Annotated in this window: 9 protein-coding genes; 1 reads left to right on the top strand and 8 read right to left on the bottom strand. The window is 42.8% G+C overall.

The features are described 5' to 3' along the window. Positions 1–250 precede the first annotated feature (250 nt). The 6 genes from glgB to OCV43_RS08215 all read right to left on the bottom strand — a co-directional run bounded on the left by glgB (position 251) and on the right by OCV43_RS08215 (position 11888). Positions 251–2158 (bottom strand): 1,4-alpha-glucan branching protein GlgB, encoded by a 1908-nt coding sequence (gene glgB / locus OCV43_RS08240; RefSeq protein WP_227709720.1) that lies wholly within the window; start codon positions 2156–2158, stop codon positions 251–253. Positions 2159–2185: 27 nt separating this feature from the next. Further along, positions 2186–4630, bottom strand: coding sequence for a tetratricopeptide repeat protein (locus OCV43_RS08235; protein ID WP_022242858.1), 2445 nt, complete (start codon positions 4628–4630; stop codon positions 2186–2188). A gap of 345 nt (positions 4631–4975) precedes the next feature. Beyond that, on the bottom strand, positions 4976–6310 hold the full coding sequence (locus tag OCV43_RS08230; protein WP_262623822.1) for an AI-2E family transporter: 1335 nt from the start codon (positions 6308–6310) through the stop codon (positions 4976–4978). Positions 6311–6336: 26 nt separating this feature from the next. After that, positions 6337–8622: a hydratase gene (locus OCV43_RS08225; RefSeq protein WP_022242856.1), complete on the bottom strand. Its 2286-nt coding sequence runs from the start codon at positions 8620–8622 to the stop codon at positions 6337–6339. Positions 8623–8798: 176 nt separating this feature from the next. Then, entirely contained in the window at positions 8799–11183 is a 2385-nt protein-coding gene (locus OCV43_RS08220; protein ID WP_262623821.1) for a sensor histidine kinase, read from the bottom strand. A gap of 15 nt (positions 11184–11198) precedes the next feature. Continuing rightward, positions 11199–11888, bottom strand: a complete 690-nt coding sequence (locus tag OCV43_RS08215) for a response regulator transcription factor (RefSeq protein ID WP_022242854.1) — start codon at positions 11886–11888, stop codon at positions 11199–11201. 234 nt (positions 11889–12122) lie between these two features. On the opposite strand from OCV43_RS08215, the gene OCV43_RS08210 reads away from it, so the two are divergent. After that, positions 12123–12713 (top strand): hypothetical protein, encoded by a 591-nt coding sequence (locus OCV43_RS08210; protein WP_022242853.1) that lies wholly within the window; start codon positions 12123–12125, stop codon positions 12711–12713. A 30-nt stretch (positions 12714–12743) separates the two neighbouring features. On the opposite strand, the gene OCV43_RS08205 is transcribed toward OCV43_RS08210, so the two are convergent. Then, positions 12744–13475 carry a hypothetical protein gene (locus tag OCV43_RS08205; RefSeq protein ID WP_117698888.1) on the bottom strand — a complete coding sequence of 244 codons (732 nt, stop codon included), beginning with the start codon at positions 13473–13475 and terminating at the stop codon, positions 12744–12746. Between the two features lie 21 nt (positions 13476–13496). Beyond that, a complete protein-coding gene (gene purM / locus OCV43_RS08200) occupies positions 13497–14435 on the bottom strand; it encodes a phosphoribosylformylglycinamidine cyclo-ligase (RefSeq protein ID WP_262623820.1) in 939 nt (312 codons plus the stop codon). Positions 14436–14472: the final 37 nt, after the last annotated feature.

Here is a 14472-nt window from a genome sequence, read left to right as displayed (position 1 = left end):
CTTTTTTTGTCTATTTTTATCTACAAAATCTGTCACCGGCAGCTTCTTACGAATGCATGGCATGAATAAAGAATGTGCCTCGGCACATTCTCGCGCCTGCGGCGGTCGCTTGCGACTTCTACCTTATACGCCGCAGTGCGCATCCTTGCGGAGCGTTTTTTACTTTACAGGAAAGCAATTTCCTGTAAAGCAAAAAAGCACGTTAACCAATTCGGTTAACGTGCTGCTTTGTCTTGTGATTTTCTGTCCTCTACATTACCCGGAACACTGCGACACCAAACGGCGGCAGTGGATAGGAAATGGAATATTCTCTTCCATCGCATTCCGACTTCACAGCCTTATAGCTTGCCGGTCTGCTCTTATCTGCTTCTGTACCGCCGAAACGGGCTTCGTTGCTGTTTAACAGCAGATGGTAAGTGCCTTTCTTTGGTACACCCACACGGTAATCATCTCTGGCTACCGGTGTCATGTTGCAGACAAAGAGAAGTGAGTTCTTGCCATTCTTGCTCTTGCGGACAAAGCTGTAGATGCTTCGGTCTGCATCATCCGCATTTATCCATTCAAATCCGTTCCAGTCACTGTCCTGCTCATACATTGCCGGATATTTCCGGTAAATGTGAAGCAGTTCACGGAAGTATTCATTTAACTGTCTGTGACGTGGTTCTTCCATAAGATACCAGTCTAACTCACGCTCTTCGCTCCACTCACGAAGCTGTCCGAAATCCTGTCCCATAAAGAGAAGCTTCTTGCCCGGATGTCCCATCATAAAGGAGTATGCGCTCTTTAAATTGCGGAACTTGTCTTCCTCATCACCCGGCATCTTCTCCCACATGGATTTCTTCAGATGCACCACTTCATCATGAGACAGCACCAGAATGTATTTTTCAGAGTTGTTATAACTCATGGCGAAAGTCATCTTGTGATGATTATTTTTGCGGAAATACGGGTCTAAGGACATATAATCCAAGAAATCATGCATCCATCCCATATTCCATTTGTATGTGAAATTCAATCCGCCCTTGTCTGCCGGTCCGGTTACCATCGGCCATGCGGTAGATTCCTCTGCAATCATGACAGTACCGTGATTTCTTCCAGTGATTAAGGTATTGATATGGCGGAAGAATTCGATGGCTTCTAAGTTCTTGTTCTCGCCATATTTATTGGCAATCCACTGTCCTTCCTTCTTGCCATAGTCAAGATATAACATGGATGCCACCGCATCTACACGGAGTCCGTCAATGTGATAATGTTCAATCCACATTAAGGCACTTCCGATTAAGAAGTTCTTTACTTCTGATTTGCCATAATCAAAAATTTTGGTACCCCACTCTGGATGTTCACCCATCCGCGGGTCGGCATATTCATATAACGGGCAGCCATCAAAGTCAGCCAGTCCATGGGCATCCTTCGGGAAATGTGCCGGTACCCAGTCTAAGATAACGCCGATGCCGTGCTTATGCAGGTAGTTTACCAGATAAACAAAATCCTCCGGCGTTCCATACCGTGAAGTCGGTGCATAGTAGCCGGTTACCTGATAACCCCAGGAACCATCGTATGGGTATTCGGAAATTCCCATTAATTCTACATGAGAATATCCCATGCCTTTAACATACTTCGTCAGTGCCGCTGCCATTTCACGATAGGAATAATATCCATCATCCTCTCTTCCCGGATGGCGCATCCAGGAACCCGGATGTACCTCATAAATTGCCATTGGCTCTGCATAAACATCTTCTGTCTGTTTCCGTTTGTCCATCCACTTATCGTCAGTCCATTTGAAATGCTCAATGTCTGCAATACGGGATGCTGTTCCCGGACGTACCTCTGCATAGTTGGCATATGGATCTGCTTTATACAATTTCCGGCCATCTGGTGTGATAATCAGATATTTGTATAAGTCTCCCAGTTCTGCCTTTGGAATAAATGCTTCAAAAATTCCAATTCCCGCCGGTTCTAACCGCCGCATCGGATTTGCTGTTTCATTCCAGTCATTAAAGGTTCCAATGACATAGACTTCTGCAGCATGTGGTGCCCAGACATCGAAAAGAATCCCCTTTTTCTTCCTTATCTCTGCCGGATGAGCTCCCAGTTTCTTGTAAATATCATAGTGTGTTGCCTGGCCAAATAAATACATGTCCAGTTCTGTGAAGTTCCCCATTTATACTACACCTCGTTTCTTTCTTTCCTATTCTTCGAAATCCTTTTCATGGAGAATGACGTAATCATCATCCTTGTATTTCTTTGAAAAAAATACTTTCTTAATGCTGAATTTCTCGGAATTGGCAATTGCTTCGTCCACGATTTCTTTCACCTCGGTCAGCGTGGTCGCTCTGTCTAAGCGTTGAATGTTACTAATTCTGTTGTATAGAGCAAGAACCGCCATCTCATCTATTTCATAGGTCAGTTCGTGGGCATACGATTTTGCAAAGGATACCAGCTCGTCACTGGTAAATATCGGAAGCGTAATCTTCTCGGTAAATCGTCTGGCAAAGGACTCATCTCTTCCCATTGCTTTGGTGATTCCCTCTCTGGTATCTTCTGCGATTACAAGGATTCCGGTGTCATCTGCTTCTAATGCCAGTGATAATTTCACGGCTGTTTCCCGGCTGATTCCTCCGATTTTTTCTATAATAAGACATCCACCGGCAACTTTCTTTAAAAGCTCCGGGATATTTTTCTGATTTAATGAAACGGCATCTATCTTTCCGACACGCTTGCCCGGCTTTCCGATTTCATTCTGGATTGCCTTCACCAGTGCGGTGGCAAGTACCGTCTTACCGCTTCCTCTTGCTCCCTGAATCAGGATGTTGCCACCTTTGATTCCCTTTTCTAAATGTTCAATGGATCCTTCCATTGCCTGACAAATCTGCGGCTCCATTCCGGATACCGGAACAAAATAAGTAAAGATAGCTTTCTGCTCCTTGGAAAGATGGGTAATCGGTTTTCTCTCTCCGATGTTATCCTCATCTGAATCCGGCTCTGCAATCTCCGGAAGTTTCTCCTCCGGCTTTGCATCCTCTGTCTCAGCTTCCGGTTCTAACTGTATCTTCGGTAAGACTTCTTCTGCAGCATCGGATACTTCCTCTGCTTCTGTTGCTGCCACTTCTTCTGCTATATCGTCCGGCAGTGCAATCTCTGGGAGTTCTTCTTCCGGAGAAAGTTCTGTCATTTCTTCTGTGCCAGCCGGCTCTTCTTCATCGGCAGCTGCAATACCTTCTCCTTCCGGAATTTCCATCGCATCTGCTGCACCTGCAGCCGCCTCTCCGTTCTGTCCCGGTACACCGGCAGCTAGGAATTCATCGATTTTCGCATTTGCCTGACTGATGGAATCAATCTGCTGCTGCAAAATATCATTCATATTGGCAACAAGCTGTCCGGCTTCTTCCTCCGGCAGCTTGCCTAAGTATTCTTTTTCTAATAATTCTTTGGAGGTAAGTCCTGCATCCAGCTGCGGAATTACATCTGCAAGACGCTCCATGATATCTCCGGCTTCTGCTAATGCCTTTGCCTTGGCAGATTCTAACTTCTGCTGCTCCGCTTCCTGTAATGCTTTCTCTGCGGCACGCTTGGTCTTCTCCCACTCCTCTAAAATATCCTGTATGCTCATCTGTCCGGTAATCTGTGCTTCTAATGCACTCTTCTCCGGGACTACCATACGCATCTGACCATCATAATCTTCGCCTAACATCTCCTGGAAATTAATTTTCAGGGAGCCGTCGATTTCTTCATCGGTTGGGATATCTGCAAAACGCTCCTTCTGTGCTTCTTCATCCTGCGGAAGCTGCAGATACGGAATCTCTTCTACAATTTTCTTGATGCCCTGCATGGTATCTGCCACTTCTTCCTTCTCTGTGGCATTCATAATCTGCTGCATGCTGCGGGCTAATTCTTCCTGCAGGTTTACCGTATTGAACTTCTCTGCATTGGTGGTTACCGGTTTAATCTGTACCGGCTCCTTGATAATCTCACCGGATTCCAGATAATCCTCCGGCCGCACTTCCACGATTCCGTCCTTACGCTGTTTAAACTGGCGGTACTTGTCCTCCTGTGCCCGGTTTAATGGCTGATAAAGCATCTTTAATTCCAGTGCTTTCTCTACATATGGACCATCACCAAACCAGAGAATCAGTTCATCACAGGCATTGATACATTCTTCGCTGCGTCCTGCCTGATGATATAAATATGCCAATTCAAATGCCCATTTCTCGGTATATTCCTGTTCCTTTAATTCTTCGAGAATCTGAATTAAAACATCCAGTCCTGCACCCTTTGCTTTATTCATCTCATAACGGAGAATATATTTCAAATTATCATGGGGTGCAATCTCTACAAACTCATCATAATATTCCTGTGCTTCATCAAATTCCTTGGTTTTAATGGCAATCTCTGCCAGCTTATAGATAATCATTCGTCCGATCGGAGAACGGTCATATGCCATCAGAAGGATCTCTTTTGCTTCATCATAACGACCAATCTGTGCATAAATATCTCCGGCTTTCATCAGTGCGTTAACATTACGGACCTTTCGCCAGTTGATACTGTCAGCAATTTCAGCAGCTTCTGTATACTGCTTCTTCGCCATCAGATTTTTTATTTCATCTAGTTTTAATTTGTATTCATATTTATCCAAAATATGTCACCTCAATATCTATTTCAAGTAAACTTAAATTCATCTTTTTTCGTCAGGGTATACTGACCCCAATTATTGTTTTAAGTGTACCATAAGGGGTGCCTTCTGTCAAAAATAATCGAACCGGCACGACGGACTTTTTCATGTTAAAAAAAGAATGTGCCTTGGCACATTCTCGCGCCTGCGGCGGTCGCTTGCGACATCTACCTTATACGCCGCAGTGCGCATCCCTGCGGAGCGTTTTTTACTTTACAGGAAAGCAATTTCCTGTAAAGTAAAAAATCCGAAGAATCATAACATTTTATCTGCTATGATTCTCCGGATTATTTATTTCTTTACCAGAATTTACTTTTTCTCTTTTTTCTTTATGGATGGAATATGAAGTTCCTTTTTCTCAGAGGCTTCCTCTACCGGTTCCTCCAAAAGTACGATTTCATTGGTCTTTTCATCGACTTTTTCCAGGCGAATATATTCGTCCGTATCCTCCGGCAGCTTTCGCTTCCGCAGACAGTAATCCACGGTCTTATCGATAATATAATAGATGACTGCGAAGGTCGGAACACCAAGAATCATTCCGCCGATTCCAAAGAGTCCGCCGCCTACCATGATGGCAAATACCACCCAGAAGGAATTCAGTCCGGTGGAATCTCCTAAAATCTTCGGTCCGATAATATTTCCATCTACCTGCTGCAAAATAAATATAAATATCAGGAAATAGATTCCCTTAATCGGATCTGCCAGTGCGATGATAATAACACTCGGTATTGCTCCGATAAAAGGGCCAAAAAACGGAATAATGTTGGTCAATCCCACGAATACGGAAACCAGCAGGGTATATGGCATCTTCATAATCAGAAGACAGATATAACACAATACACCGATAATGGCGGAATCCAATAATTTACCGGAAATAAATCCACCGAATATTTCATTACTCTTCCGGAATGTGTCAATAATTACATTGCCCCGCACCGGTTTGAAAATGGCATATACAATCTTTTTGGACTGACCGATAAATTTCTCCTTCGTCATCAGCACATAAACGGATACGATAAGTCCGATGATTGCATTCATCAGCACCTTAACCATATTGATTACACCACTGGTAATAGATGTAATGTAGGTCTGGATGTTTGGCAGGAAAGACTCCTTTACCCAGTTTTCAAGGTACGTTACCATATCCATCATGTTCGTTTCTAAGGACTGTATGATTTCATTATCTGAATTTGTCAGTCCATTGAACCAGTCAATAAATGAATCCACCTGCTTTGGCAGGAAATTTACCATTCCAGAAATACTACTGATTAACTGCGGAATCATCATGGCAAACAACAGGATTACAATTAATACAAAGACAACTACCGCTCCACCGGTTGCAATACTCCTTGCAATCTTCCTGCACTTCTTCTCTTTCTGCACTCTTGGTTCTAAGAAATGCAGCAAATGCTTTTCAAAGAATTTCATAATTGGATTAATGAGGTATGCAATCACAAGTCCGAAGGTAATCGGCTGTAATACCTTCATTATGGTGTCCCAGCCTTTTGAGACACCATTGTACCGGTATATCATAAAGAAAAACATTGTGCAGCAGCAGAACAGTACAAATACCAGCACTGCAAGGCTGATGTACCAGCGCATCCCATGTTCTGTTTTCCCGCTCTTTTTCTTATCTTCTTCCATTCCGTTCTCCTTCTTTTTCCGGAATTTTATTTCCGGTTATAGTTAATGAGGCATCCTTTACGGATAATCTCTCTCTCCTCGTCAGTAAGGTCACCCAAGGTTAATGAGAACTCGGTTAACTGTCCGTCTTTTACGGCATACGCTTTTACTTCCGGAGCTTTCTCTTCTACTGCTTTGCGGATTTCCGGTACAAAGAGATAGTCTCCGTTGGCAAATGGCAGTTCTCCTTCTTTGATGATAAATGGAAGCATACCCCAGTTAATCAGGTTGGAACGATAACGCTTGGTTGCATATTCGTTGGCAATGTTTGCCCAGCCGCCTAATACTTTCTGGCAGGATGCTGCCTGCTCACGGGCAGAACCGTCGCCTGGTTTTACTGCAAAAATGGTACTTCCGATTCCGGTATTCTCTTCGTTGATATCCGGGAACTGTGTACGGATTGCATCTACAGCTGCCTTTAATTCCGGCAGCACTGCGTATGGCTCTTCGCCTGCTTCTCTTGCCGCTTCTGCCTTCTGTACTTCTTTCGCACGTCCAACGTATGCAGGGTCTTTTCTGGAAAGTGTGAACTCTGCCAGTCCCAGCGGATTAGAACGATAAGAAGATGTCTCTCCGGAAGGAATCAACTCATCGGTTGTAGTTACCGGATCATGAATCTCGGATACTACCTTTAAGATGAGGTTATCGGTTAATGCTACCATCTTCGGCCAGTCTTTAATGTTTGGTCCCATCTGGATTTCTACGGATGGATCTGCTACACCATGGCTGTCAAAGACACGGTTCTCATATATGGTCTTATCAAAGAAATATTTCGGCTTGCTGAAGTTTACATCCACATCAGTTGCTGCGGTTAAATATCCCTTGTTTGCTGCGGTTGCTGCAATAGAACGGGCATCCATCAATGCTACGGATGCAATCTGACCGTTCTGTACCTTGGAGCCTTCACGGTTCGGGAAGTTTCTGGTAGAATGCCGGATGGAGAATGCATTGTTAGCAGGTGTATCTCCTGCTCCGAAACATGGTCCGCAGAATGCAGTCTTAACGATTGCTCCTGTCTCCATTAATTTTGCTACAGCTCCGTTTTTCACCAGTTCCATGTAAATCGGGGTACTTGCCGGATATACGCTTAAGGTAAATTCATCCGGTCCGATGCTGCTTCCCGCTAAGATGTCTGCTGCATCACAGATATTTTCAAATCCACCACCGGCACAGCCTGCGATGATTCCCTGGTCTACATATAGTTTTCCATTGCGGACTTTATCCTTAAGATTTAAGTCTACTGCTCCATTGAAGCTTACCTGTGCTTTCTTCTCGCAGTCATCCAAGATGTCCATAAGGTTTGCATTCAGTTCTTCAATGGTATAGGTATTGCTTGGGTGGAATGGCATTGCAATCATTGGACGAATGGTGCTTAAGTCAATTTCAATCATGCCATCATAGTAAGCAACCTGTCCCGGATTTAATTCTTTGTATTCTTCTACTCTTCCGTGAATATCATAGAATTCTTTCACTTTCTCATCGGTTGCCCAGATAGAGGAAAGACAGGTAGTCTCTGTGGTCATTACATCTACGCCGATACGGTAATCTACGCTTAAGTTTGCAACACCAGGTCCTACGAATTCCATTACTTTATTCTTTACATAGCCATTGGCAAATACTTCACCGATGATTGCCAGTGCGATATCCTGCGGTCCAACGCCTTTTACCGGTTCTCCGGTTAAATATACGGCTACAACGCCCGGCATATTGATATCATAAGTCTGCTCTAAAAGCTGTTTTACAAGCTCCGGTCCACCTTCGCCCATTGCCATGGTTCCCAGTGCTCCGTAACGGGTATGGGAATCAGAACCAAGAATCATTTTTCCGCCGCCTGCAAGCATTTCACGGGCAAACTGGTGAATAACTGCCTGATGAGGTGGTACATAGATTCCGCCGTATTTCTTTGCACAGGTCAGTCCAAACATGTGGTCATCTTCGTTGATGGTTCCACCGACTGCACAAAGGCTGTTATGACAGTTGGTCAGTACATAAGGAATTGGAAACTTTTCCAGTCCGGATGCTCTGGCTGTCTGGATAATTCCAACATATGTAATGTCATGGGAAGTCAGCTTATCAAATTTGATTTTCAGCTTCTCCATGCTGCCAGATGTGTTGTGGTCCTTTAAAATACCGTATGCAATGGTATTTTTTGCTGCTTCTTCTTTGCTTACCGCAGTGCCTGTCATGGATGCAATAGCTGCGGATGCTTCGCTATTGTCTTCTACTACGGTACATCCGTTTACGAGATATGCCCCTGTCTCATGTAACTTCATGAATGTTTCCTCCTGTTTTCTGAACTGATTACTATTTTATACCTCTTCCTATATAGGAAGAAATCGGCGGGGAAAAAGCCACCGCCGATACTCTTTTTCTAATTCGTTATTATAAAGAAACGTCTGTTAAAAATCAACCCTTTTCAAGGATTCCCCATGGTTTGCAAGGTTCCTTATTATGCCAGCGGAAAGGTAATGGTAACAGAGAATAAATCACCGTCCAGAGTTACTTCAAAGGTTCCGCCCATAATCGTGGTAAGATTCTGGGCAATGGAAAGTCCCAGTCCGCTTCCTTCCGTGGTTCTGGATTCATCTCCTCTTGCAAAACGCTCTGTCAGCTCTGCCGCACTTCCATGCAGTGGCTGCTCGGAAATATTTTTAATAGAGAAGATTACCTTCTGCTCCGATGTCTCCATGGTCACATAGACTCTGGTATGTGCCATGGCATATTTTGCCACATTGTTATAAAGGTTTTCTACCACACGCCAGATTCGTCTGCCGTCTGCCATAATGACAACGGATTCCTTCGGCAGCTTTGTAATCGTGGTCAAATCCTTGGCTTCGAATTTCTCATTAAATTCACCTGCAGTCTGGTAAATCAGTTCCACAAAATTAATTCTTGTCATCTGAAGTGTAATATTTCCGGAGCTGATTCGCGATGCCTCTACCAGATCTTCTGTAAGCTGCCTTAACCGCTGGGATTTTTCTTCCAGTACATTCAGATAATTCTGCATCCGCTCACTTTCCGGCTTCTCCATTTTCATAAGGTTTACATAATTCAAAATAGAAGTCAGCGGTGTCTTGATATCATGGGATACATTGGTGATTAAGTCTGCCTTCATACGCTCGTTTTTGGTATTCTCTTCCACCACAAGATGCAGGCTGTCTCCAATGCTGTTTACTGCCTCTGCCAGCTTTCTGCTGTCGCTGTGAAGATGCTCTAACGAAATCTTATAGGATAAATCTCCTTCCGTAATCTGTCTGATTCCCTTCATGATTTCCTGTTTCTGTACTACATCCCGGAGATAGATTACACCGATAACAATAATCTGAAGTGCCAGAAGAATTCCACCTAACAAATGTCTTCTCGTAAAGAACTGATACGCCAAAAACAAAAATAACAACGCATTAAATACAAAGGTAACAATGACACGCACCGATGCTTTCCATGTTCCAAGTACTCGCAAAGTGCTGACATATACCCAGTTGGTAAAGCTGTATTCCCAGAACACGCCGGCTTTCATCCGCCGGATAACACTGGTATAGAAAATCTGGAACACGCCGTCATAGATAAAGGAAATCACGCCTACTACCACAAGCATTCCCGGAATATCCCACTCATAGGATGCCGCAGAAAAACTTAAAACCAATATCAGTACAGAAAATACAATAAATATCAAAAAGAAAAATTCTGTCTTAATATGGTCAATCCAGTTTAAATGAATCTTATCATCCTTATGATTACGTCCTGCTGCAAGAGTCAGATAAACCAGTGTTACAATCCAGCCCAAAAGACTTACCACAATGGTTACAATCGAAATCATGCCCCAGGGATGCAGCGTCATAAATTCCGATTTTGCTTTTGTAAATCCATCTTCATTTGGGAATGTGGTATCTACTGCCACCAGAAAGACTGCATTATTTCCTATGCCGGACATGGTTCCATCAATGTATTTGTAATAATAATCTTCCATTCCCTTTACATTGCTGCGGAATTTCAAATCTTTATCATTACAGTAGAGATAGCTTCCCTTTTCTTTTCCGTAATCCAAAAGGTTATGTGCCTTGTCTCCGAATACATAAGAGGTAATATCTTCTTCCGTATCCTCTAACATATTTGTGTAGATAACCTGCTCATTTTCAATAAAGACATAAGATAAATTCGTCTCAGAATCATCAAATTCATTCAGTGCTTTCCGGTAGGCAGTTTCTTCCTGTCCGATACGATCCAAGGTCTTTGCCAGTGCCTGATACAGCTCCTGTCCTTCCTCTTCCGTAAGCCTGCCCTCCTGTACACCCTGGGCAATGGAAATACCGCTCTGTGGCAGATATTTTTCCTCGATTTTATCGGAATACTGTACATAACCTTCCTTCGACCATGCCACCAGATCACTTAAGGTATAATTTTCAAACTGTGCCTTGTCATTTTCCCCGTCATATTCTTCTGTGTTGGAGATACTGCTGTCATCATACGTCCAGTATGCCGAAGCACCATTCCGCACCAGCGTCATGGTATAGCTTTCTTCTGCGTCGTTACGGATAATGCCGCTTCTTGCGTATTTGATAACATTGACCGGTTTCTCCGAATCGTATTCCCCGTTGGTCTCAAAATTTTTCCGGGTCATTAAGAAATTAGTCAGTTCCGTTACCTTCTGCTCATAGACATAGCTGTAGTAACTGGAATCCACATAGCTCTGATTCGTCAGATTATCCATGTCTATCATGTGCTTTCCGTTTAATGCCGCTACCATAAAGACGGACATCAGCAGCAGGACAGAAAACAATAACTGCAGGAGAATAATGGTATTTTTCCATACATTTCCATAGTGTCTGTTCTTCATATTTGCTTTCCTTCGTTAATTCTTCTCAACTTTATATCCAACGCCCCATACTACTTTTAAGTATCTTGGCTCTTTCGGATTAATTTCAATCTTTTCACGGATATGACGGATATGAACAGCAACGGTGTTATCTGCACCAATTGCATCTTCATTCCAGATATTTTCATAAATTTGTTCAATAGAAAATACTTTACCCTGATTCTTTACCAGAAGCAGAAGAATATTATATTCAATCGGAGTAAGCTTCACTAATTCACCATCTACGGTGACTTCTTTCAAATCATCATTAATCATAAGACCGCCAACCTGATATACAGTCTCATTGCTTTCGCTGACATTGCCAAGCTGGGTATAACGGCGAAGCTGTGATTTTACTCTTGCTACCAGTTCCAGCGGGTTAAAGGGCTTGGTCACATAATCATCAGCACCAATGTTAAGTCCTAAGATTTTATCAGAATCCTCGGATTTTGCTGATAAAATAATAATTGGAATGCTGCTTTCCTCCCGAATCTTTAAAGTTGCCCGAATACCATCCAGTTTCGGCATCATAACATCAATAATCAGAAGATGCACCTCATTTTTCTTAAGCATATCCAGTGCCTGTTCTCCGTCATATGCTTTCAAGACATGATAGCCTTCCTGTTGCAGGTAAATCTCGATTGCTTCTACAATTTCTTTATCATCATCACATACCAGTATATTCATTTCGTCCTCCTGTCCTCATGCTCTATCTTTACTGATTTTTGAATACTTCATACTGCGAACACATAAACTACCTCATAATTATCTATAGCGTATCAGATTTTTCTTAATAGGAAAAGCGTACTTTTCTTAAAAAACCTTTAAAATTGTGTTATACTATATTAAATTCGTATCTTTCATAGCATTTTGTTGTGAAAATATCTGTTTTATGATTGATTATTTTTGAAAGGATTGTTTATGAAGAAGCATTATACCTTTATTCCTTTAAAGGAAAAAGATTTATCCTCCTTCCGGAAAGCATTAATCAGCAGCCTGTGGTTCCGCCCCTGTGCCTGCCTGCTTGCCCTGATTGTCATTGGCATTATCGGTTACCGGAAGCTTGCGGTGCTCACCAGTGAGATGTATTTTCTCATTCTCTATGGAATTGCTGCCGGTTTCATTCTCTACCGCATGATACGAGAACTTGCCAATCTGCATCAGGTCAGCACCCTGCGTAAATCCAGCCTGCTTCCTTTTATTCATACTGCCAAAGAAGACGATACCTTCTATTCGGAGGAATTATCCGGCGGGTTTATTATCCAGACCGAGCCAATTAATCTGGTAGAGTTATCTACCAGCAAAGAAGTACTCGCTGAACTTGCCGCCAACTGCGAAACTCAGAATCCACTCTTTGCTTATCTGGAATCCTGCATCAACAGCGGTGATGAAAAATTAATAAACAAAGGCGTCATCTATATTGAGATTATTAAAAAACAATTGGAAAAAGGAAATGTGGATATTCTTGCCACATATGACAAATTAAAAAATTGCAGGGAGGAACTTCTCTAAAGTCCTTCCTGCAATTTGGTTTACGTAGTTCTATTTCTTTTTGTTATCTTTTTCTTTTGCTTTCCACTTGAAGTACTCTGCATCCAGATCCACCGTAACTTCCGGAATCTCTTTCTTTCCTTCGGCCGCATCTTCCTCCGGTTCTTCATCCTCTAAAGGAATTCCTGCTTTCTTAAAGTATTCCGGATTAATCCGGATTTCCGGCTTGATTGCCTGATATGAGGATTTCTTTTCTTCCCTCGGCTCTTTCTTCTCTTTTTCACGTTCCTTTTCCAGTTCGTGGTTACGTTCTTCGATTAATTTCAGATACTTTTCGGTATCTACCATATCCTGAAGCTGGCTCTTAAGCTCTGACTGGTTCTCCCTGATAACCACCTTCTGGGTCTTCATATCATCCTGGGCTTTCTTCAGAATATCCTGAAGGGCATCTGTTGTATCCTGCATAATATGCTGTACCCGCTGAAGGGCATCATCGGTATACAACACAGCGGCTGCATAGACATCTTCAGCATTCCGGCTTGCTTTAAAAATCATGGCATCGCCTTTTTTGCGTGCCTCCCGTTCTGCCTTGTCCCTGCTCTGCTGTGTCACTTCATATTCATCCATCATCTCGTAAATACAGGCATTCAGATGATTGAGATATTCAAACATTTTCTTCTTCTCAACAATAATCTTCTCACCTGTATTGTCATAAAGTTCACTTCTGGATATTAATACATGTATATCCCGTAATACCCTCTCCAGTTTGTCCTGTGTACTCATGATATTCTCCCTTCACCTTGGCTATATATAGCGTACAATGTCCGAGCCTGTCTCTGCAAGACCTAATTCCACTGGTTCTTCTCCCGCTGCTTCTAACAGTTCTACCACCCGGTCGGTATCTTCTTCTGCCACCAGTATCAGCATTCCGATTCCCATATTAAAAATATTTCTCATCTGCTCTTTGCTGATATTACCATCTTTATGCAGCATATCGTAAAGTGGTGGAATATCTTCTTCCCGCTGCTTTATCACTGCACCGGCAGCATTATGCATCAGAGTATGTACTGCCTTATCAATACCTCCATGAGCCACCTGTACGCAGGATTTAATTTCTATCTCACTCTGAAGCAATGCTTCCATGGCATCCCGGTACATACGGGTCGGTGCCAGAAGCAGATCTCCTAACGTAGAACCTAATGATTCATAATAGATTTCCATAGAAGTCTTCGTCAGATATAATTTTTTCCTGGCTGCCACATAGCCGTTATTATGAAGTCCATTGGATGGAAGTCCAATAATAACATCTCCAGCTTTCACCGGTGCTATTCCTATTTTCTTCTTTTTCTCTACAACTCCGGCAATAAAGCCAACCAGATCATACTGGTCATAGGAGAAAATATCGGAAAGCTCCTTAATTTCACTTCCGGCATAAGTCACATTTCCCTGCCGGCAGCCATTTTCCATACCCTCTTCCATGTCCCGGATATATTCAAACTTGGGACGGGCACAGGAAATATTGTCATAAAAAAGAAGCGGTTTTGCTCCCATGGCATACATATCATTGATACAGACAGCTGCACAATCATAACCTACCGTGTCAAATCTCGACATTTCCGAAGCCAGCAGCAATTTTCCACTTACCGCATTAGTTCTTGATACCAGAAGCGGCTCATCATATTTTAAGAACTCTCCCAAAGGTATTTCATTTGTCAATTCTTTTAAGTCAAACTTATCTCGCACTCTCTAACTACTCCAAACTTTTTTCATCTGTTCTATA

Source organism: Roseburia amylophila (assembly GCF_025567465.1).
Taxonomy (GTDB): domain Bacteria; phylum Bacillota; class Clostridia; order Lachnospirales; family Lachnospiraceae; genus Roseburia_C; species Roseburia_C amylophila.
The sequence above is the reverse complement of the archived record's forward strand: the minus strand, read 5'-3'. Positions and strand labels throughout refer to the sequence as shown.